Here is a 23,340-nt window from a genome sequence, read left to right as displayed (position 1 = left end):
GCTCTTTTTAAGTGCGGTTATTTTTTAACTGATATCCACAATAGAAGGAAAATAATATGAGCCAAAAAATCTGGGTAACCGGTGATGCGGTTGTCGATCTTATTCCTGACGGTGAAAATCATTATTTACGCTGTGCCGGTGGTGCGCCAGCAAATGTGGCTGTTGGTGTCGCACGTTTAGGCAGCCCAAGTGCCTTTATTGGTCGTGTAGGTAATGATCCGCTTGGCCAATTTATGCAAGATACCTTAAATGCGGAAAATGTGAATACACAACATATGATTTTAGATCCGCAGCATCGCACCTCTACCGTTATCATCGGCTTAGATAATGGCGAACGCAGCTTTACCTTTATGGTAAACCCAAGTGCGGACCAGTTCTTACAAGCGAGCGATTTACCGCCATTCCAACAAGGTGAATGGCTGCATTGCTGCTCTATCGCGCTAATTAATAATCCATCACGCGAAGCGACGTTCGAAGCTATTCGTCGTATTAAAGCTGCTGGTGGTTTCTTCTCTTTCGACCCTAATTTACGTGAGTCTCTTTGGTCAAGCTTAGAAGAAATAAAAACCGTGGTAATGGAAGCCGTTGCCTTAGCTGACGTATTGAAATTCTCTGAAGAAGAATTAACGCTTTTAACCAATACTGACAGCCTTGAAAAAGCCTTTGAAAAAGTGACCGCACTTTACCCTGAAAAATTGATTATCGTGACTTTAGGTAAAGATGGTGCACTCTATCACTTAGAAGGTAAGAAAGATGTGATTTCTGGAAAAGCCTTACAGCCTGTTGATACAACGGGTGCTGGCGATGCCTTCGTTGGTGGTCTGCTTGCTGGACTTTCACAGCATCCAAACTGGAAAGAAAATGATGTGCTTGTGCAAATTATTCGTCAAGCCAATGCTTGTGGTGCCCTTGCTACGACAGCAAAAGGGGCAATGTCGGCCTTACCAAATCAAACACAATTAGCCGCATTTTTAGCAAATTAGCGTGCAAAGGTGCAAATAGCTGCACCTTTCATTTATGAAAATAATTTAGGAAGTATTTATGAAACTTTGGTATTCGAACTCTAGCCCTTATGCTAGAAAAGCCCGTGCTGTAGTGCAATATCATCAATTACAAGATCATGTTGAATTACTCCTCGCAACCAGTGGTTTAGATAAGAACTCGCCACATAACTTAGACAATCCTCTTGGTCGTTTACCGGCATTACAACGAGAAAATGGTGAATGGCTTTATAACAGTTCACTCATTGCAGAATATCTCGATCACATTGGTACGCAACCTTCACTTTATGGAAACAGCGAGACTCGTTGGGAAATTCTCCGTTTACATTATTTAGCAGATGGTATTTTAGAGAATGAAATATCCGTAGCACCTGAAAAATGCCTTCGTCCACAAGAGCAATGGTGGCTTGAACGTCATCAGCAAATTTTTGACCGCACTGAGCGAAGCTTAATCGAGCTCAAAAAAGCCATTGATAGTTTTGGTGAAGAATTAAATATCGGTACATTGAATGCCGTGTGTGCAATTGATTTTCTATTATTTCGCGATGCTTGGACTCATGCTTCACAACATGCAACCATCAAATCATTAAAAACATGGGCTGAAGCAATGAATCAACGCTATGATTGCTTAAAAAATACCTTACCAAAATAAGATTAAATTATGATTATTTTCAATAATGGCAAATACAAAAGTATTCTAGCCGCAGAAAAAGGTGAACTTGCGGAAATTGCTCAAACTGTGCAAAAAGACAAGGATTTCCGACCGCACTTTCATATTGCCCCACCAACTGGCTTAATGAATGATCCGAATGGTTTGATCTTCAATGGAGAGAAATATCATCTGTTCTACCAATGGTTTCCATTCGATGCAATTCACGGGATGAAACATTGGAAGCATTTAATTACGAAAGACTTTCAACATTATCAATCAGCAGATGATCTGATTCCTTGCGAACTTTTTGAATCTCATGGATGCTATTCTGGTGGTGCTTTGAAAGTCGGTGATAAATTGGCCATGTTCTACACTGGCAATACTCGTCGTCCAAGTGATAATCAACGCGTGCCTTATCAAAATTTAGCGATTTTCGATCTTAACGGGAAGTTGCTTAGCAAACGTCCGTTAATTGAAAATGCGCCAGAAGGTTATACAGAGCATGTTCGCGATCCGAAACCGTATTTAACTAAAGACGGCAAAATCCGTTTTATCTGTGGTGCACAGCGAGAAAACCTCACGGGAACAGCCATTATTTTTGAAATGGACAATCTTGAAGGTACGCCTCGTTTATTAGGCGAGCTTTCCTTACCTGCTTTTGACAATACAAACGTGTTTATGTGGGAATGCCCTGACCTATTGAAGCTCGGTGATAAAGATGTCTTTATTTGGTCGCCACAAGGTAAAGATCGGGAAGCGCATCAATACCAAAATAATTACCATGCGACTTATGCTGTGGGTAAATTAACGGATTTAACCTTCGAAGCAGAATATATTAGTGAGTTGGATCAAGGCTTTGATTTCTATGCTCCACAAACATTTGCAGGCTTAGATAATCAGACCCACGCAGTGCTTTTCGGTTGGATTGGTTTGCCAGATTTAACTTATCCAACAGACAAATTTAAATGGCACTCAGCTTTAACCTTACCAAGAGAATTGCGTTTAGAAACTTCGAAAATTTATCAACGCCCGATTGATAAAATATACAAAAATCTGACCGAACTTTCTGCGCTTCATATTAATGAAAAAGCGGATATTGCTAATTTAGATCGTGCGTATCTTAAATTTGAGGCAAATAACCAAGCCTTTGGCTTAACCTTCTTCCAAAATGAAAAAGGACAGTCACTGCGTCTATCTTATGAAAATGGCTTGATTTGCTTAGATCGCAGTCAAAGCGAACAAACCGAATTAATGGAGAAATTCGATAGCAAACGTTTCTGTGAAATTGAAAATTTGCAAACTATCGAAATTTTCTTTGATCGCTCAATTATTGAAATTTTCATTAATCACGGTGAAAAAGCGATGACATCAAGATTTTTCATCGAGAACAGAGAGAATACAATAGCCTGTAATCGCCCGTTAGATTTAACGATCGGTTATTTACCGACGATTCAATATATTTAAAAGATTTTTATGCAAGAAACTCATTTCAATTTATACAAGATAAGCAAAAATGTCCTTTTTGCTTTAACAGCTTCTTCATTAGTCGCCTGTACGACGGCAACAAGTGAACCGCCAAAAAATACTGAACATTGGGCTACTCTAATCAGCGAACAGGAAAATTTATATCAGATTGATAATAAATTTTATCGTAGTGAGCAATTAGAAGCCCAATCTGAAGCGTTATTAAATAAATTGAATATTCACACTATTGTGAATTTACGCTTTTTTGACCGTAATGATGATAAACAAGCATTTGGTCATACTAAGATCAATTTGATTAATACCCCATTACTTACTTGGTCAATCAGCCCAGATGAAGTAGCTGATATTTTGTGGCAAATTAAACAACATCAAAAAAATGGTGCGGTTTTAGTGCATTGCTATCATGGAGCTGACAGAACAGGCTTAATTGTCGCAAGCTACCGTGTGATTTATCAAAATTGGGATCTCAATGAAGCCAAACGTGAAATGCAACATGGCCCTTACGGCTATCATTCTGTTTGGAAAAATATTGATAATTTCTTCACGCAAGAAAATATGGCTAAAATCAAATCTGAATTAGATAAACGTTCTAACACAACAAAATAGAAACATGAAAGTGCGGTTAAAATTAACCGCACTTTTATTTCCAACTTCGCTCTTTTATTAAAATTAATGACTATGTTTGTTCAACAACAAAACTCAACACCATCCAATATTGTGGCGTTCAATTTTCTATTGATTGCCTTTTTAACGGGGATTGCTTCTGCGTTCCAGACGCCGACTTTGAGTTTGTATCTCTCTCAAGAGATTCAAGTTTCACCTTTTTTTGTGGGCTTGTTCTATTCTGTCAATGCCATTATTGGCATCATCTTGAGCCAAATTCTGGCAAAATATTCTGATAAGCAAGATGACCGCCGCAAAGTGATGATTGTGTGCTGTTTGATTGCCGTGCTTGGCTGTCTCATTTTTGCTTATAGCCGAAATTATTATGTGTTGATTATTATCGGTACCACGCTATTAGGGTTAGGTTCATCCGCTAATCCGCAATCTTTTGCTTTAGCACGAGAATATGCTGAAAGTAGCCATCGTGAAGCAGTGATGTTCACCACAATTATGAGAACTCAAATCTCATTGGCTTGGATTGTTGGGCCGCCGCTTTCTTTTTTCATTGCGTTAAACTGGGGCTTTGATTATATGTATTTGGTGGCAGGTTCTGCCTTTTTACTTTGTGCTGGCGTCAGCAAATTATTGCCGAAAATTCCTCGTCAAAGTGCGGTTAAAAATCAAGAGATTTTAGACAATACGCCACCAAGAAAAAGTGTGATTTACTTGTTCATCGCTAACCTATTGCTTTGGACCTGTAACAGTATGTATCTCATCAATATGCCATTATTTGTGATTAATGAGTTACATTTAGGCAAAGAATTAGCAGGAACATTAATGGGGACTGCTGCGGGATTGGAAATCCCCGTGATGATATTAGCGGGTTATCTCACCCAATACTTCAGTAAAAAACGCTTAATGATGATTGCTTTAGTTTCAGGGCTCGCCTTCTATTCAAGCTTATTATTCGCTGAGCAAACGTGGCAGCTTATCGGATTACAAATGCTTAATGCGATTTTTATTGGTATTACTGCTACCATTGGCATGGTGTATTTCCAAGATTTAATGCCGACTCAAATGGGAACAGCCACTACGCTATTCAGTAATGCAGCAAAAAGTAGTTGGATTATTGGTGGACCTATTGCCGGTATTATTGCGGAAATTTGGCATTACAACTCTGTTTTTTATGTTGCAGTGGCATTAATTATTATCAGCGTAGCCTGTATGTGGAAAGTCAAATCAGTTTGATTAAAATAAAAAAGAGCGGTCAATTTTGACCGCTCTTTTGCTTTCCATTATCTTATCGCCATGCTTTGAATTGGTTAATCAATCCATTGGTTGAGCTATCATGGCTTGAAACGTTCTCTTTGTCTGCCAATTCAGGAAGAATTCGGTTCGCTAATTGTTTACCTAATTCCACGCCCCATTGGTCAAAACTGAAGATATTGAAAATCACACCTTGTGTAAAAATTTTGTGCTCATACATGGCAATTAATGCGCCAAGAACAAATGGTGTAATTTTTTGCACTAAAATAGAATTGGTCGGTTTGTTACCTGTAAAGACTTTAAATGGCACAATGTCTTTTACCTCATCCAACGATTTACCGGCTTTCACAAACTCTGCTTCAACTTCTTCTTTGGTTTTACCGAAAGCAAGTGCTTCAGTTTGCGCAAAGAAGTTTGATAACAATTTGCTGTGGTGATCACCTAATGGATTATGACTTTGTGCCGGCGCGATAAAGTCACAAGGGATTAACATCGTACCTTGGTGAATCAATTGGTAGAACGCATGCTGACCGTTTGTACCTGGTTCACCCCAAATAATTGGGCCGGTTTGATAATCACGGATAACATTGCCATTACGATCGACATATTTACCGTTTGATTCCATATTACCTTGTTGGAAATAAGCGGCAAAACGGTGTAAATATTGGTCATAAGGTAAAATCGCTTCAGTTTGTGCACCAAGGAAGTTGGTATTCCATAAACCGACTAATGCTAATGTGGCAGGGATATTTTTTTCTAATGGCGCGGTACGGAAATGTTTATCCATTTCATGCGCACCACTTAATAACGCTTCAAAATTATCAAAGCCGATTGAAAGTGCGATAGAAAGACCGATTGCAGACCATAAAGAATAACGGCCACCAACCCAATCCCAGAATTCAAACATATTATTGGTATCAATACCAAATTCTGCTACGGCTTTACCATTGGTCGAAAGTGCGGCGAAGTGTTTTGCCACCGCGCTGTTATCTTTCGCTGCCGCTAATAACCAATCGCGTGCAGAATTCGCATTGGTCATAGTTTCTTGGGTGGTGAAGGTTTTAGAAGCCACTAAGAAAAGTGTCGTTTCAGGATTCACTTTTTTCAACGTTTCAGCGATATGGGTTCCATCTACGTTTGAAACGAAGTGCATATTCAAGTGATTTTTATAAGGACGAAGCGCTTCCGTCACCATGTAAGGACCTAAGTCCGAACCACCGATACCAATATTCACCACATCAGTAATCGCTTTTCCCGTATAACCTTTCCATTCACCTGAAATCACACGATCACAGAACGATCTCATTTTCGCTAATACGGCATTCACTTCTGGCATCACATCTTTGCCATCTACATAGACAGGTGTATTTGAACGGTTACGAAGTGCGGTATGTAATACTGCTCGATTTTCTGTACGATTAATCTTTTCGCCTGTAAACATGGCATTAATCGCTTCATCTAATGCAGACTCTTTGGCTAATTGACGAAGTAATTTGAGGGTTTCTTGATTAATTTTATTTTTTGAAAAATCTACTAAGATTTGATTTTCAAAAGTTAAAGAATAGTCATTAAAACGATTTTCTTCTTGCTTAAACAAATCAGCAATCGTGGTATGAGCCAGTTGAGATTGGTGAGCTTCAAGCGCTTTCCACGCTTGTGTATTGGTTGGATTAATGTTTTTCATGAATATTTCCTTTTAAAAATTGAATTCTTTACATTTTTGCTTTCTTGCAAAAACAATTAATCGACATATTCTGTTATAACACGCGGGGTTAATTTTGTAATCAATTCATAGCTTAAAATACCACTGTATTTAGCTACCGTTTCAATTGGTAATTCCTTACCCCATAAAATCACTTCATCACCGACTTTATCTTGGCTATCTGCGCCTAAGTCTACCGTTAGCATATCCATTGAGACGCGGCCGACAATAGGAACAATACGACCATTTAGATAAACTGGCGTACTTTCTGGCACATCACGCGGATACCCATCACCGTATCCAATAGCGACAACACCAATTTTGGTATCTTTCGGACTGGTCCAAATGCCACCATAGCCAACAGGTTCACCTTTTTTATGTTCTCGCACCGCAAGCAATGAAGAAGTTAAGTTCATCACGGGTATTAAACCAAATTCTGCACCGACAGTATCCGTTGGTGAAATGCCGTACATAATAATTCCAGGACGAATACAATCTAAATGGGCTTTAGGCCAAAATAGAATCCCGCCCGATGCGGCAATGGTTCGCTCGCCCTCTTTATTTTTTGTGGCTTGAAGGAAGCGATCAAGCTGAACTTGAGTATAATCAGAATCCAACTCATCAGCACGGCTAAAATGACTCACAAAACCTAAGTGCGGTTGAATTTGAGGGAGTTTTTTCAGCTCTTGATAAAAATAATCCACTTCATCAAGCGACACACCTAAACGGTGCATCCCCGTATCAATCTTCAACCAGGCTTTGATTGGACTTGGCACTACAGCTCGTTTTAATGCTTCAAGCTGTTCACGGTTATGTACCACCGTTTCAATGTTATTTACCGCAATAATCGGTAAGTCTTTTTCATCAAAGAATCCTTCTAGTAATAAGATCGGTTTAATAATACCATTAGAGCGTAACGATAACGCCTCTTCTAAACGCGCTACGGCAAAGCAATCTACCATGCTTTCTAAAGCAGAGGAAACAAATACCACACCGTGACCATATGCGTTTGCTTTTACCACAGCAATAATTTTGCTACGTGGCGCTTTTTCTTTAATAACTTGTAAATTATGTTTTAAGGCAAGCGAACTGATTTTCGCTGTTGCCGGTTTTACGTTCATTTTTCTAATCCGTTCTATCTTGCCTAATAATCATCTCTGTATTCACGCTGTTCGGCAAGGTTATCAAAGCGTGAGAATTGACCGTTAAATGCTAAACGTACACGACCAATCGGACCGTTACGTTGTTTACCAATAATGATTTCAGCCACCCCTTTATCTTCAGAATTCTCGTTATACACTTCGTCACGATAAATAAACATAATCAAGTCAGCATCCTGCTCAATAGAGCCTGATTCACGCAAGTCTGAGTTTACCGGACGTTTATCTGCACGTTGTTCTAAAGTACGGTTAAGCTGGGAAAGCGCAATAACCGGGACTTCCAATTCTTTTGCTAATGCTTTTAAAGAACGAGAAATCTCAGCAATCTCTAAGGTACGGTTATCTGAAAATGCGGGGGCGCGCATTAATTGAAGGTAGTCCACCATAATCATGCTTAAACCACCATTTTCACGATACACACGACGTGCGCGAGAACGCAATTCTGTTGGGGTTAACCCCGATGAATCATCAATATAAAGATTGTTTTTTTGCTTAAACATCCCAAACACGCTGGCAATTTTGCTCCATTCTGCTTCTTCCAAGTTTTGGCCAGTACGAATTTTGGTTTGATCCACGCGAGCGAGAGAGGCAATCATACGCATCATAATTTGTTCAGCCGGCATCTCTAAACTGAAGACTAATACTGGCTTATCACTTGCCATGGCGGCATTTTCACAAAGGTTCATTGCAAATGTGGTTTTACCCATGGAAGGACGTGCTGCCACAATGATAAGATCGGAAGGCTGTAAACCTGCTGTTTTCTTATCTAACTCAACAAAGCCCGTTGTGACCCCTGTCACACCGTTATGATTTTCAAGCTTACCTAAGGTTTCAATTCGAGCAATAGTGCTTTCCAACACGCTGAGCACGTTTTGAGGGCCCTCTGTTGAAGAACTCCGTTTTTCAGCGATCGCAAAGACTTCCCTTTCAGCTTCATCCAATACCATTTTGATGTCTTTGCCTTTTGGGGAATAACTGTTTTCTGCAATACGATTCCCCGCTGCAATAAGCTCACGCAAAATCGCTTTTTCACGTACGATTTCGGCATAAGCCAAAATATTAATGGCATTTGGGGTATTATTAGAAAGATCAGCGAGATAAGCAAAACCGCCTACAGAATCACTGATACCTTTGGCTTTAAGCGCTTGATCGAGGGTAATTAAATCAATTGGCATTTGGTTACGCATTAATTCTTCCATGGTTTGGAAGATCGCTTTATGCGCAAAAGTATAAAAATCCTCAGCAATGACTCTTTCAGCAATGCCATCCCAATGCTGATTACTCAACATAATACCGCCAAGAACGGCTTGTTCTGCTTCAGTGGAATGAGGTGGGATGCTAACTTGTTCAGTTTTCTGATCGGAAGATTGGATTTGTCGTTGTGATGCCATAAGGATTTCAATTTAAACTAAAAAACTGTGCTTATGATACCGCAAATACGAAGTGGTTTTAAGAAAAAAGTGCGGTCAATATTTTCAGGATTTTAGACATAAAAAACGGTGGAAAAATCCACCGCTCTTTTTCATTCAGGAATATTGATTATTCAACAGTTAAAGTACGACAAACGTTAGTTGTACCTTCTGATTCATCACCTTGTGTTAATAAAACAAGATCACCTGAAACTAAATAACCTTTTTCTTTTAATAGGTTAATCGCTGCTTTTGCACCTGCAGAGCTACGAGATTCACCATCAAAATGAACTGGTGTTACACCGCGGTATAATGCGCAACGGTTTAAGGTTTCTTGAACACGAGAAAGTGCAAAGATTGGTAAACCTGAGCTAATACGTGACATTAATAATGGTGTACGACCAGAGTGGCTTAATGTAATGATTGCTGCAATACCGCTTAAGTGGTTCGCTGCATACATCGCAGACATTGCTACAGATTCTTCAATATCTCTGAACTCACGATCTAAACGGTGATGAGAAACATTGATGCTAGGCATTTTTTCTGCACCTAAACATACGCGAGCCATTGTCGCTACAGTTTCAGCTGGATATTGACCTGCAGCTGTTTCTGCTGAAAGCATTACCGCATCAGTACCATCTAATACCGCATTTGCCACGTCCATTACTTCTGCACGAGTTGGCATTGGGTTGCTGATCATTGACTCCATCATTTGAGTTGCAGTGATTACCGCACGGTTTAATTGACGTGAACGACGAATTAATTTTTTCTGTACGCCAACTAATTCAGGGTCACCGATTTCAACACCTAAGTCACCACGTGCAACCATGATCACATCAGAAGCTAGGATGATATCATCCATTGCTGCTTCATCAACAACTGTTTCAGCACGTTCAACTTTAGCAACGATTTTCGCTTCTAAACCAGCTTGTTTTGCTAACTCACGTGCATAGTTTAAATCTGCACTTGAACGAGGGAAAGATACCGCTAAGTAATCTACACCGATACGTGCAGCTGTGATGATATCTGCTTTATCTTTTTCAGTTAATGCATCTGCAGATAAACCACCACCTAATTTGTTGATCCCTTTATTATTTGATAATGGACCACCAACAGTCACTTCAGTAAATACTTTTGCACCTTCAGTAGAAAGTACTTTTAATTGAACACGGCCGTCATCTAATAAAAGAATATCGCCTGGCACAACATCTTGTGGAAGTGTTTTATAGTCTAAACCAACGGCTTCTTGATTACCTTCACCTTTTGGTAATTCCGCATCAAGAATAAATTTATCACCAACATTTAAGAAAATTTTGCCGTCTTTAAAAGTAGAAACACGAATTTTAGGACCTTGTAAGTCACCTAAAATTGCCACGGTTTTACCTAATTTTTTCGCGATCGCACGAACACGCTCAGCACGCTCAATATGATCATCTGGTGTACCGTGAGAAAAGTTCATACGTACAACATTAGCGCCTGCTGCGATAATTTTTTCAAGATTGTTATCGCGGTCTGTTGCTGGACCCATTGTACATACAATCTTCGTTCTTCTTAATTTTCTAGACATTATCTAAACTCCACAAATGGTTACAATTTACTAAAGCTTTTTTTAAATTTCGGCTCATCCGAGATAAAAAACGCTGGGGATTATACGCTTAAACCTGTACAAAATCAAAATAACTACTGAGACTTTTTAAATCAGATTTTGGTTATTTTTTTAGCAGCTAAATTTAACTTAAAACAAATCCTCTTGTTTTCATCCTTAAAACTGTTTATCATCTGCCACATCTTTTACGCGACTATAGCTCAGTTGGTTAGAGCACCACCTTGACATGGTGGGGGTCACTGGTTCGAGTCCAGCTAGTCGCACCACCTATCAAAGCCAGTAAACTTCTACTGGCTTTTTCTTTCCTAAAAATCACTTCAAAAATCAATCACTTATATATAATCAACTTAATCATTCACTAAAATTTCAAGCCTCAAATATTGCCAACTTTTAGCTATTTTTGTATATTTCTTGCTGTTAATTACGCCAAAATTACGCCTTATTGAGTTTAACTACACCAAGATGAGAGATATAAATAGTTACTATCGAAAACATAGCGTTCAGTATGAAAATACCGTATGTATAATTGATGATAACAATTCGGTGAAACCTATCATTACTGACAGAACAACTATTGGGAATGATTTAGGCACAATAAAATAATTAGAGTTCGGAAAAGATACGCAATAAACCACTGTGATTTATTGATAATAAAACTACTCTACAATATGTCTAATGAGCTAGTAGAAATTTGCAACTATAACAGCGAAGAACACCTTGACGAAATAGTAGGGCTACAAGATATTTCTGTTCTTGGTAAAGTTTTTGGGTATTCAGTCTTGTTATAGAACTAACACTAGATACTATTGATTTTAAATAACTAAAACCTAAGGGAATAACCATGAGTCATATAAAAGATGAGTTAATCACTATCTCATCAGAAAGTGAGCTATTTGAAGTATTAGAAAGCTATGTAGTTACTGGGAAAATAGTAAATAATATAGACATAACTAAGCTTCCACCGTTAAGAATAAGATTAATTGGAGATAAATTTGATCAAAGTTTAACGCCAAATGTAATGAAAGGTTTTGTTGATATGCAAAACTATATCAATCGAACGTATAGATTGGTAAAATATGGCGATGTTAATACTAAAGCTTTATCAAACGAAGAAAAAGAAGCTCTACAATTACAGATAAAAATTGAGAAAGGCTCGTCTTTAGTTGATGTAAATTTTGATGGATTATGGGTTCAAATAGGACAAGTAATAGGGAAAATGACAGGTACAGAAGCAATTGTTCTCATTCTTGGTTGTGCTGCAATTTGGGGGTCAGTAGCAGGAGTAAAACGCTTCCTAGACAACAGGAAAGAGGTTCGTTTGTCAGAAATTAAAAAAGAGTCTGACCGTGAAAATTTAAAAACTTTAGAAGTTATGTCATTGGAAGAAACTAAAAGAACTGAAATTCTGGCAAAGCTTATTATGAAAAATCCAGTTCTTGAAAATGTTGATAGACAAGCGTACGATGCCAGAACAAGCCTTTTTAAATCCCTATCTTCAACAGAGAAAGTAGAGATTGATGGTCTTGTCATTGATACCGATACATCTAATGAGCTAATGAAAAACGCTAGACGTCGCTCTACTGAAATCCGATTAGATGGAATATATAAACTAGAGCAGGTGAATTCTAGCGATCCTAACTTATTTAAAGTTAAGGTAAGGAATATCAAAACAGGAGCTCAATTTGAAGCAATAGTACAAGATCAATTTTTGACAGGAAACCAAAATAAGTCACTGTTAATGCAAGCTGAATGGAACAGAAAAGCTGTTAAATTAAGTATTAATGCTAAAATCCTTGATGAAAAAATTAAAGACGCTACAATTTTAAATGTTGAAGAAGTTAATATTGACAATGCTCAGGAATAATAAAACAACTTCAATTTTCTAAACCGCCTGTATGGCGGTTTCCTTTTATTAGGTTTCATCAACTAATTTCAAGAAATTACTTTCTGATAGTATTCTTATGCTATGACCTTTAGAAATTAGCCGTTATACCTTTATTTATCCATTATAGCTTAACTCTTTTCTAGATAATTGGTTCTTATCTAAAATAGCTTTGATAAGTTATGTTGTTTTTTTTTAGAAACCTCATTAGCTACATTACAGCTAAAAGAAGCGGCTTTTTTGTTGACTCCTGATATAGACTATTCACCTATAAACACTACTAATAGATTATTACAAAAAGTGATAAACGAAATCACTGATATGATGCCGTTGAAATGGATAAAAACATAGTAAACGCTTGCAATAGAGTTTTATTGCTACGCCATAATTACGCCAAAATCATATTATCCAACTGATTTACAACAAAATTCAACTGCAAGCTAGTCGCACCATATTACAATCCCAAGCTTTTTAGCTTGGGATTTTTTCTTTTTATCCCCCTGCTTAATTTGAATGAATCTCTTCTGATTAAACCACATAAACAAATGAAAATAATTTGCATTGATCGACGAAAACGTTTTCGCTATACTTGCAACTCTTTTATTATCTATTGGGAAGCGACTATGAATTTTAAATTAAGCCTTATTTCAACCGCACTTTTAACCAGTTTTTCCATTTCTACGTTTGCAGAAACTGAGCAAGCCGTAGATACAAACACCGAGACGCTTGAGCAAATTAACGTTCAAGATACGGGTATTAAGCAAAATGGTTATCAAACGACAGGGACATCTGTCGTATCAAAAGCTGAAGTGCCAGTATTCGACACGCCAAATACGGTAAATATTCTTTCGACCAAACTACTAGAAGATCGTAAACCTGAATCACTCATTGATGCACTTTATAACGTTAGTGGTGTGAGCCAAGCCAACACCTTAGGTGGTATGTTTGACTCTATTCAGAAACGTGGTTTTGGTGGAAACCGTGACAACTCAATTATGCGTAACGGTTTACAAGCTGGCCCAGCTAAAAACTTTAGCGCGACAACTGAAACCGTTGAAGTTTTAAAAGGGCCTGCATCTGTGCTTTATGGTATTCAAGATCCAGGTGGCGTGGTCAATATCATTACTAAAAAACCACAACAAACACCACGTTATGTCGTTGGTGAAACCTTAGGTAATCATAGCCTGTGGGGAACGCAATTAGATTTCACTGGTGGTTTAGGAAATGGTTTTGCTTACCGCTTTATCTATGACAAACAAGAAAAAGACTACTGGCGTAATTTTGGCAAAGTAAAAAATACCACTTACGCACCATCTCTTTCTTGGGAAAATGATAAAACTAAAGTGCTTCTTTCTTATGAACACAAAGATATTCTTGAGCCATTTGATCGTGGTACAAATCTTTTAACAGCAACTAATGCATTACCGGATATTCCTGTATCGCGTCGTTTAGATGAACCAAATAATGAAACCACCGCAAAAACCGATAACATTGATTTCAAAATTGAACACAAATTGAGTGACGGTTGGAAATTAAATGCGGGTTATAGCTATGCTCGTTATAAATATTTCTATAACCAAGCACGTATTACAAATATCAATGTTAAAGATGTTGCGATCCCTGCTATTAAAAATAAAAAGGGCGAGATTACCTCTCCAGAATTAAGCGCTCGTCATGTACGCCGAGCTATTGAGCAACAACAAGGCGATCAACGTGTTCATAGTGGCACATTAAATATCGTCGGTGAATTTGGTATTGGTGATATTGCCAACCGTTTTGTAGCCGGTGTGGATGTTATGCGTAATATTCGTGATATTGGACCTATTTATAACCAAGGTATCATGAGTTCTGATATCAATATCGATCATCCAAATTATACCAATCCGGTTGCTGAACATAAAAACGGTAACGGCAACGCTTACCAATATAACCATCTCAAAACCGTTGGTGTTTATATTCAAGATACCGCTTACTTTACCGATAACTTTATCATGACTGGTGGTTTACGTTATGAGTACTTTGATCAATTTGCAGGACGTCATTGCTTAAATGCAGCAAACTGTAAAAAAGGTCAAAATCTAACAAAAACCGGCAATACCGATCAGCACGATGGTAAATTATTGTATCAATTAGGTGCCGTATATAAATTTACGCCACATATTGCGACCTTTGCAAACTACTCTGAGTCTTTCCGTCCACAAATGAGTGTGGCAACACCTGTTAGCGGAGATTTAAAACCAGAACAAGGTAAATCTTTTGAAATTGGTGCAAAATACGAAAACTCAGGTTTCAATGCGACACTTGCATTATTCAATATCAGCAAACGTAATGTAGCTGAGGCTGTTGGTTCTGGTTCAAATGCGCAATTGAATATCGTCGGCAAACAACGTTCTCGTGGGGTGGAATTCGATCTTAATGGTCAAATTACGGATAGTCTAAGCGTAGCGGCTAACTATACCTACACCAAGGTAAAATCACTTGAAAATGAACTTTACCCTGATGCGGTAAATCAACAACTTTCTGGTGTACCAAAACATCAAGCTTCTCTATTCTTAGCTTATAACGTAGGTGAATTTGATTTTGGTAACATCCGTGTTGGTGGTGGTGCTCGTTATTTAGGTTCTTGGCATGCTTATAACAGTGATTACACTAAAGCATACAAATTACCTCATGCCGTGGTATATGATGCCTTTATTGCTTACGATACCAAAATCTCTGGCAAGAAAGTGTCTTTCCAACTTAACGGTAAAAACTTAGCAGATAAAACTTACTATCCATCTACCTCTGGTAACGCAACAAACACGTTAATCCCTGTTGCATTAGGTTATGGACGTGAATTTATCTTCAACACGAAAGTTGAGTTTTAATTGAGCGCACAATACGAGGGCGAATCATTTCGCCCTTTTTTCGTTTTTTACTTTATGGATAATCAATGAATTGGCAAACTGAACTTAACTCAAGTTTAAGCTGGATTTTGACCGCACTTTTCTGGGTGATTGTATGCTTTAGCGTGACGACACTGGCACTCAAACACACCACATTCGGTCAAAAGTTTTGGCATATTGCATCCCCTTCGATTAATCGCCGTAACAGCATCAAAATCATCGTTATGCTACTGGTGTTGTTTACGATGATTTTGTTAGAAGTGCGCTTCAGCGTACTCAACTCTTTTTTCTATAACGGGCTTTATAGCTCAATGCAGGAATTAGATGCGGATAAGTTTTGGTTCTTTGCAAAACTAAATGCCCTCTTAGTATTGGTACAAGTGATCCACTCCATTGCCGATTATTTCTTACGACAAGTATTTGAAATCCGTTGGTTGGAAAGCTTGAATAAAGTCCTGGTTAAACGATGGTTAGAAAATAAAAAATACTATCGCCTCAAATATGAAAAAGAGCTACCCGATAATATTGATCAACGTATTGAACAAGATGCGCGTGAATTCATCAGTAGCACTGTCACTATTGTAAGAGGCATGATTAATTCTGTACTGACCACCATTGAATTTACCATCATCCTTTGGTCTCTTTCTGGCGTGTTAAGTCTTTTCGGATTGAATATCGAAAAAGGCGTTGTCTTCTTTATTTACGCCTTTATTATCCTCGCAACATTAATGTCTGTTTGGATTGGTCATCCTTTAATCAAGTTAAATTTCAATAAAGAAAAACTCAATGGTGACTATCGTTATTCTTTGATTCGAGTGCGAGATAATGCGGAAAGTATCGCGTTCTATCAAGGTGAATTGCAAGAACAACATTTATTGAAAAACAAATTTGCTCAAATCATTCATAACCGTTGGGCAATTGTATTGAGAATGCTGGGATTAGACGGCTTTAATGGAAGTGTCACGCGTGTTGCAAAACTCTTGCCGTTAATGCTGCAAGCCCCTCGTTTTTTCACTGGACAAATCAAACTGGGCGATATGCACCAAACTGTGCAAGCATTTAACCGATTAATGACAGCACTTTCTTTCTTCCGTTTGTTCTATGAAGAATTTACGCTCTACCAAGCGCGCTTAAATCGTCTTTATGGTTTTATGACTAAATTGGATGAATTAGATCATTTAGAGGTTCATCAACCCATGAAATGTTCTAACCGTGTAGCGTTATCAAATTTTGGTATTAAAGATGACCAAGGCAGATTGTTGCTTAATAACTTAAATATTGAGTTAAAAAATGGTGATGCTTTATTAATTCAAGGTCCATCTGGCGCAGGGAAAACCTCTCTATTAAAAGCGATGGCGGGAATTTATCCTTTTGAAACCGTTGGTCTAGTAGAACATCCTTGCGTAACCAGTTTGTTCCTACCGCAACGCCCTTATATGCCACAAGGTACGTTACGTGAAGCAATTTGCTACCCGGATATCGATCCTTATCATCCTGAATTAGAAAAAACATTGGCAGATTGTTGTTTGGATAAATATCTCCATAGTCTTGATGTAGATAATGATTGGCAAGCGATTTTGTCGCCAGGTGAATTACAGCGTGTGGCATTTATTCGGATTTTACTGACAAAACCTGAAGTGGTCTTTTTAGATGAAACCACATCAGCACTTGATGAGCCAACCGAGTACCTCCTTTATAAAACAATTAAAGAGCGGTTACCCAATATGATCATTCTGAGCGTGGGTCATCGTGGCACATTGCATCAGTTCCATAATAAGCAACTAGATTTGACAGTCTGCATCGTCTAAATAATAAAAGGCTAAATTTATATTTAGCCTTTTCTTTTTTTTACTAAATACAATTGAATTTATAAGAAGTCTCTCAAGGCTTGCTACACATCCCAATCCCCCCTATAATTCCCCCAATTTTTCTAATTTCATTCTCACAATGTCAAATAAAACCATTGCCAAAAATACGCTATTTCTTTACATCCGAATGCTTTTCAACATGGGGGCCATGCTGTATATCTCTCGTGTGGTATTACAGGTATTGGGTGTAGAAGATTTTGGTATCTACAACATTGTGATGGGTGTCGTGGTCTTATTTTCTTTTTTTAATGGCACAATGACCGCTACTACTCAGCGTTTTATTAATGTAGAAAAAGCCTCGAATGACATTCAACGTGTCAATAAAGTCTTTAATATTAGTATCTTAAATCATCTTCTGATTATTTTTATCGTATTATTGTTAGCCGAAACTGTCGGTTTATGGTTTTTAAATCACAAATTGGTGATCCCTGCTGAACGCTTGCAAGCCGCAAATATTGTTTACCAATTAGCGTTAATTATTGCCCTTGTTGAAATTATCAAAGTGCCATTCAATGCCATGATTGTTGCGCACGAAAAAATGGGATTCTATGCTTGGTTAGGATTAGGTGAAACCATTTTAAAGCTAACTTCTGTCTTTATCTTAAGCCACATTACGCATTATGATAAGTTGATTACTTATGGTTGCTTATTGCTTTCAGTCAGCTTAATCGTGCTCTCCCTTTATGTGTTATTCACTAAATATTATTTCAAAGAAGCCGCACGTTTCCGTTTATATAAAGATTTAAGCAAAACCAAAGAAATGGTGAGTTTTTCCGGTTGGATGCTTATGGGGCAAGTCGCTTATGTGGGTTCAACACAAGGCTTGAATATGGTGTCTAACTTATTCTTTGGTGTGGCAGTCAATGCCGCTGTTGCGATTGCAACACAAGTAGAAGGTGCCGTTTACAGCTTTGTAAATAATTTCCAAATGGCAGCTAATCCGCAGTTGGTTCAGTCTTATGCAGCAAAAGATTACGATCGCAATCGCCAATTAATTCTTGGTATTTCAAAATATTCACTTTATTTAATGGCGATTCTCTCTGCGCCTGTATTGTATTTCACCCATACCTTACTGACATTTTGGCTAGGCGATCATCTTCCGCAATATACTGAACAACTTGTACAAGCTATTATTGCTTGCTTATTGATCAGTGCAATGGCTGGGGCATTTTGGATGAGTGCATTAGCCATTGGCACATCCACCGTAAAACAATACAATATCATCGTGGCGTTAATTGATCTTTGTACGGTACCATTGGCTTATTATTTGTTCACACTAGGTTATAATCCAGTATTTGCCTTTGTGGGTAAATTTAGTACGATGGTCATCTCACAAATCTATCGATTATATTTTATTAATAAAAAAATTAAATTTAACCAAAAAGAATTTGTCTCATATTTAGTGAATGTCGGCGTGGTGTTTGGCCTGCTATTAGGTATCATCTATATATCCGATACTACCCGCGGTTATTCTTTATTGGAATTTATTGGACAATCCATCATTTTAGAAATGGTATTAATCTGTGTCATTTTAATCTTCGGATTAAACACAGCAGAAAAAAATTTCTTGTTTAGCTATTTAAAGAAAAGAGTAAAAAAATGAATCAACTCCTTATTGATTTAAAAAACAAACTGAATCCTATTGCCGAACTGATCAAAGATAAAAACGACGTATTTTATTTCGACTACCCTCTTCATTTGAACGTAGGCGATTTGCTGATTTATCACGGAACCGAGCAATTTTTTAAAGATCACTATATTAATGTGACCTTAAAACGTTGCGAATATGATTTAGATCTTGAAGAAGTCAAAGCAAAAATTACACCGAACACCACCATCCTTTTACATGGTGGCGGTAATTTTGGCGATCTTTATCCGCAGCATCAAAAAATCCGCGAAGAAATGGTGACGAATTTCCCGAATAATCGCATTATTGTGTTGCCACAAACTGCTTATTTTAAACACGAAGAAAATCAGCAAAAATCAGCCACACTGTTCCGTAGCCACAGTGATTGCTATCTACTGGCTCGTGACGAAAGAACAGAGAACCTATTTGCACAATTTTCAAATCATGTTTATTTGTCACCGGACATGGCGCATCAGCTTTATGGCACGATGGAAACCAAACAAGGCACAACGGGTGAACAACTTTATTTCTTGCGTAAAGACATTGAAGCAAGTGATGTAGAGAAAAATATCCTAGCGAAACTGCCTGCTAACAGCAATGTAAAAGACTGGGAAGATATTCTTTCAACAGAAGATGATGTTGTTTTAGCAGTAAGCTGGCGAATGAGTAAAATGGCCAATAAATTTGGTTTAAGTTGGCTAAAAGATCTCTGCCATCAGTTTTGGTATGCCTATACTCAACGCATTGTAAAACGTGTTGCACAAGTATTCTTAGCGAATGATAAAGTCACCACAACTCGCTTACATGGTCATATTTTCTCTTGCTTGTTAGAAATTCCAAATCGTGTTTGCGATAACTCTTATGGTAAAAATAGTAGCTATGCCAAATTATGGACCAAAGAGCTAGATTTTGTTGAATTGGATAAATAATGTTTGAATTGAAAAAACTGATTACAGCCATGATTCTTCCCCCATTTAATATTTTAATTTTATGGGGACTTTCACTTATTCTAGCTAAATTCAATTTCAAAAAATTAAGCCGAATTTCGACCGCACTTGGTTTCTCTCTACTCTATCTTTTAAGCATTCCTTACACTGCTCAAGTACTTAAAGACAGTCTCATTACTGAAGATCATTTAACACTGCAAGATTATCAACAAGCTCAAGCGATCGTTTTACTTGGCGGTGGTTTACGTGATAGCAAAGAGCTTTATGCACCATTAGCTTCAACAGGTATTCAACTTGAACGCTTACGCTATGCCGCATTCTTGCAAAAAGAAACACACTTGCCATTATTAATTACAGGGGCGAGTCCAACAGGCGCTATTGAGGCAAAAATTGCTGCAGAAGAACTCCAAAACTTCTTTAATGTGCCAACCAAATGGATTGAACCTAAAGCCCTTACTACTAAAGAAAATGCGCTTTTCACCAAACAAATGTTGGAAAAAGAAGCTATTCACAAAATTATTTTAGTCACTAATGAATGGCATATGCAGCGTGCAAAATTATTGTTCCAACAACAAGGTTTTGATGTGTTACCTGCGAGTGTAGGTGAAGGCATTACGCCTGACAGTTATGGACTCAATATGATGCATTTTATTCCGCAAGGTGGCGCCATTACGAAAAATATGCAATTACTCAAAGAGTGGATTGGATATTGGAAAGAGCGCTAAAGTGCGGTCAAAAGATCACAAATTAGATAATGTTAAGAGGAAGAAAACATGAGTCAAATTACACGCGAACAAATGCTTCAGGTATTCGAAAATCGCTGCTCCACACGTTATTACGATCCGAATAAAAAAATTAGCCAAGAAGATTTTGCGGCAATTCTAGAATTTGCCCGTTTATCACCAAGCTCTGTTGGTTCTGAGCCTTGGAAGTTCTTAGTGATTCAAAATAAAGCATTACGCGATAAACTCAAACCTTTTAGCTGGGGTATGCAATATCAATTAGATGATTGTAGCCATTTAGTGATCATTCTTGCTAAGAAAAATGCGCGATATGATACACCTTTCTTCCGTGATGTGGCGGTGCGTAGAGGTTTACAAGGCGAGCAATTAGAAAAAGCCTTGGAAAAATATAAAGACTTACAAGAAGTTGAAATGAAAACCGCAGAAAGCAAGCGTGCATTATTTGACTGGACAAGCAAACAAACCTACATTGCATTAGCCAATATGCTAACTGGTGCCGCCGCTATCGGTGTTGATTCTTGCCCTATTGAAGGCTTTAACTATGATAAAATGAATGAAGTTTTAGCCGCTGAAGGTCTCTTTGATCCAAATGAATGGGGCGTATCCGTGGCAGCAACATTTGGTTATCGCGCGAGAGACATTACCAAAAAATCTCGTAGACCAATTGAAGAAATCGTCACTTGGGTTGAATAATCTATTTTCAAATAAATGGGCAGCAAACGCTGCCCTTTTCTTTATCCACCAAACAAGGCTGCTCCACCCGTTACAGCCCCGATCGTGCCATATAACAAGCTTAGTGCAAAAAAGATCATAATTGCGCCCGCAATACATTTGATCATGGCCTCGCCTTTTTGATTAGAACCAGTTAAACCGTACCAATGGCCTAATCGCGTTGCGACATTTCTCGCATAGCGTACTAACGCAGCAAAAAGTGAAAGCATTAATCCTGTGCCCAGAGACATGGCAAACGTAGCTACAATTCCCCACCAATAAAGATCCAGCATATAAGCGAGAAAGAGCACAAAAATAGCGCCACTACATGGTCGCATACCAATAGTCAAAATCACTAAGAGCTGAGATTTTAAATCACCTGATTGCTTAAGCTGTTGATCATTGGGTAGATGTTGATGTCCACAACTGCATTGTGTTTGGCTTACTTTTCCTTGCTCATATCGAAAAGGCGAAGCTGTTCCAATCTGTTTCGGCAATGATTGGATCGATGTAATACGAAAAGATTGTTTTTTCTTCAAGCCTTTCAAACCTTGAGCAATCCAATAAAGTCCTAATAGCAATAATAAAATGAGTGCGCTACGTTCCAGCCATAACTGGCTAAGTTTAAAATATTTAGAGGAAAGATTAAGTATCACCACCACAATGGAGGTTGCTGCGACTGCGACAAAACCTTGCATGAGAGAGGAAAGCAAACTTAAGCGTACGCTGGTTTTAAGTTGGCTTTCGTGCGTAGAAAGATAACTAGCGATAATAAATTTGCCATGCCCAGGCCCTAATGCATGTAATACACCATAAGAAAAGGCGGCAAAAATCAACCATAACCCTGCCGTTGATGAATGTGCTTGAATCTGGTGTAGATTTTCAGAAATCAACTGATTAAAGGCTTTTTGCCAATCAGCAACTTGCACAAATAGCCAAGGTAATAATGCGAAAATAATCGCTAATAAACCAATGAAAAGTGCGGTCAGTTTTAACTTCATTTTTATTCACACTTAATTTTTACTTTCTGCGCAAACAATACACCAAGGGAATCATCTTCATTTTTTTGCGATTTATCCAATGACGATGCGTAAGATTGAATTTTTTCATCGACATTAGGTTCAAGCACCTCTCCTTTGCAGTTTGCAGGAAGTGATGAAAAATCAACCGCTCTTTTGCCAGTTTCTGCATACCGCATTGCCACATAATAAGTGCGGTCATAAGTCATCAGCGTAAATTCATTATTTTGCAAGGCCTGTGGCTGAGCTAAAAGAAAATCAAAATAATATTCCACCTCGTTCCCTTTCACACGCATACCGTAATGTTCAGGGTGTTTTGTGTATTTAATTTTATGATTTTCTTTGTCAAAGACATAACTAAAGTAATGTTCATTCACAACGTTTGCCATGACTTCATCAACTAATTTCTGTTGGGCAGCCTTATCCCCTTTTGCCTGTTTCACATCATACAGGACAGCTGAAGAACTGGCTTCATCCAGTAACCACTGCGTCGAAAAACCAATTAATTGATTATCTTTCACTAAAGGTTTCGTTTGCATATCAATGAATGCGTGGGGATGCGCTAGCGCTGAAAAAGGCGAAATCAGCAATAATCCAAGAGGTAATTTTTTAAACATAAATAAGAAAAAAGAGTGGCTAAATGATTGAATAGACAGATTTTATCACAAGCAGTTCCCAATCAAAATCGAATAAAAATCAGTCTAAAAGTAAAAAATCCTATGATTTTATTGATTTTTATCAAAAAATGATTCATTCGCATTTCCCTTATAACTG

Annotated in this window: 18 protein-coding genes and 1 tRNA gene; 13 read left to right on the top strand and 6 right to left on the bottom strand. The window is 38.0% G+C overall.

What is annotated here, in order from left to right; translation table 11 throughout:
• The first annotated feature begins 56 nt into the window (after positions 1–56).
• The 5 genes from cscK (at position 57) to INP94_RS07385 (ending at position 4,989) form a co-directional block, all read left to right on the top strand.
• Positions 57–983 (top strand): fructokinase, encoded by a 927-nt coding sequence (gene cscK / locus INP94_RS07405; protein WP_197543179.1) that lies wholly within the window; start codon positions 57–59, stop codon positions 981–983.
• Positions 984–1,041: 58 nt separating this feature from the next.
• Positions 1,042–1,653 (top strand): glutathione S-transferase N-terminal domain-containing protein, encoded by a 612-nt coding sequence (locus tag INP94_RS07400; protein ID WP_197543178.1) that lies wholly within the window; start codon positions 1,042–1,044, stop codon positions 1,651–1,653.
• Positions 1,654–1,662: 9 nt separating this feature from the next.
• Positions 1,663–3,117: a glycoside hydrolase family 32 protein gene (locus INP94_RS07395; RefSeq protein WP_197543177.1), complete on the top strand. Its 1,455-nt coding sequence runs from the start codon at positions 1,663–1,665 to the stop codon at positions 3,115–3,117.
• A 9-nt stretch (positions 3,118–3,126) separates the two neighbouring features.
• The gene (locus INP94_RS07390; protein ID WP_197543176.1) at positions 3,127–3,744 is read left to right on the top strand and encodes a fused DSP-PTPase phosphatase/NAD kinase-like protein; all 618 of its coding nucleotides are present in this window, start codon (positions 3,127–3,129) and stop codon (positions 3,742–3,744) included.
• Positions 3,745–3,816: 72 nt separating this feature from the next.
• Entirely contained in the window at positions 3,817–4,989 is a 1,173-nt protein-coding gene (locus tag INP94_RS07385) for an MFS transporter (RefSeq protein ID WP_197543175.1), read from the top strand.
• Between the two features lie 52 nt (positions 4,990–5,041).
• Here INP94_RS07385 and pgi read toward each other — a convergent pair whose 3' ends face one another.
• From pgi to pyk, 4 genes are all read right to left on the bottom strand, one after another.
• A complete protein-coding gene (gene pgi / locus INP94_RS07380) occupies positions 5,042–6,691 on the bottom strand; it encodes a glucose-6-phosphate isomerase (RefSeq protein WP_197543174.1) in 1,650 nt (549 codons plus the stop codon).
• Positions 6,692–6,747: 56 nt separating this feature from the next.
• Positions 6,748–7,830, bottom strand: a complete 1,083-nt coding sequence (gene alr / locus INP94_RS07375; RefSeq protein ID WP_197543173.1) for an alanine racemase — start codon at positions 7,828–7,830, stop codon at positions 6,748–6,750.
• A gap of 23 nt (positions 7,831–7,853) precedes the next feature.
• A complete protein-coding gene (locus INP94_RS07370) occupies positions 7,854–9,260 on the bottom strand; it encodes a replicative DNA helicase (protein WP_197543172.1) in 1,407 nt (468 codons plus the stop codon).
• A 148-nt stretch (positions 9,261–9,408) separates the two neighbouring features.
• Positions 9,409–10,845: a pyruvate kinase gene (gene pyk / locus INP94_RS07365; protein WP_032804099.1), complete on the bottom strand. Its 1,437-nt coding sequence runs from the start codon at positions 10,843–10,845 to the stop codon at positions 9,409–9,411.
• A 228-nt stretch (positions 10,846–11,073) separates the two neighbouring features.
• On the opposite strand from pyk, the gene INP94_RS07360 reads away from it, so the two are divergent.
• From INP94_RS07360 to INP94_RS07325, 8 genes are all read left to right on the top strand, one after another.
• Positions 11,074–11,150: transfer RNA gene (locus INP94_RS07360), tRNA-Val, on the top strand.
• 575 nt (positions 11,151–11,725) lie between these two features.
• Positions 11,726–12,748 carry a hypothetical protein gene (locus tag INP94_RS07355; RefSeq protein ID WP_197543171.1) on the top strand — a complete coding sequence of 341 codons (1,023 nt, stop codon included), beginning with the start codon at positions 11,726–11,728 and terminating at the stop codon, positions 12,746–12,748.
• 641 nt (positions 12,749–13,389) lie between these two features.
• The gene (locus tag INP94_RS07350; RefSeq protein ID WP_197543170.1) at positions 13,390–15,633 is read left to right on the top strand and encodes a TonB-dependent siderophore receptor; all 2,244 of its coding nucleotides are present in this window, start codon (positions 13,390–13,392) and stop codon (positions 15,631–15,633) included.
• 65 nt (positions 15,634–15,698) lie between these two features.
• On the top strand, positions 15,699–17,459 hold the full coding sequence (locus INP94_RS07345) for an ABC transporter ATP-binding protein/permease (protein ID WP_197543169.1): 1,761 nt from the start codon (positions 15,699–15,701) through the stop codon (positions 17,457–17,459).
• A 139-nt stretch (positions 17,460–17,598) separates the two neighbouring features.
• Entirely contained in the window at positions 17,599–19,122 is a 1,524-nt protein-coding gene (locus INP94_RS07340) for a lipopolysaccharide biosynthesis protein (RefSeq protein WP_197543168.1), read from the top strand.
• Positions 19,119–20,075, top strand: coding sequence for a polysaccharide pyruvyl transferase family protein (locus INP94_RS07335; protein WP_197543167.1), 957 nt, complete (start codon positions 19,119–19,121; stop codon positions 20,073–20,075). Before INP94_RS07340 ends, INP94_RS07335 begins: the two co-directional genes overlap by 4 nt.
• The gene (locus INP94_RS07330) at positions 20,075–20,818 is read left to right on the top strand and encodes a YdcF family protein (RefSeq protein ID WP_197543166.1); all 744 of its coding nucleotides are present in this window, start codon (positions 20,075–20,077) and stop codon (positions 20,816–20,818) included. The genes INP94_RS07335 and INP94_RS07330 overlap by 1 nt, the downstream gene beginning before the upstream one ends.
• Before the next feature lie 48 nt (positions 20,819–20,866).
• A complete protein-coding gene (locus tag INP94_RS07325; RefSeq protein WP_197543165.1) occupies positions 20,867–21,529 on the top strand; it encodes an NAD(P)H-dependent oxidoreductase in 663 nt (220 codons plus the stop codon).
• A 41-nt stretch (positions 21,530–21,570) separates the two neighbouring features.
• Here the strand turns inward: INP94_RS07325 and zevB are convergent, their stop codons facing one another.
• Together zevB and zevA are read right to left on the bottom strand one after the other, a co-directional pair.
• The gene (gene zevB, locus INP94_RS07320; protein ID WP_197543164.1) at positions 21,571–22,548 is read right to left on the bottom strand and encodes a zinc transporter permease subunit ZevB; all 978 of its coding nucleotides are present in this window, start codon (positions 22,546–22,548) and stop codon (positions 21,571–21,573) included.
• A gap of 2 nt (positions 22,549–22,550) precedes the next feature.
• On the bottom strand, positions 22,551–23,183 hold the full coding sequence (zevA, locus tag INP94_RS07315) for a zinc transporter binding subunit ZevA (protein ID WP_197543163.1): 633 nt from the start codon (positions 23,181–23,183) through the stop codon (positions 22,551–22,553).
• Between the last annotated feature and the right edge of the window lie 157 nt (positions 23,184–23,340).

Source organism: Haemophilus parainfluenzae, assembly GCF_014931395.1.
Classification (GTDB): Bacteria; Pseudomonadota; Gammaproteobacteria; order Enterobacterales; family Pasteurellaceae; genus Haemophilus_D.
This window is presented reverse-complemented; position numbering and strand designations above follow the sequence as displayed.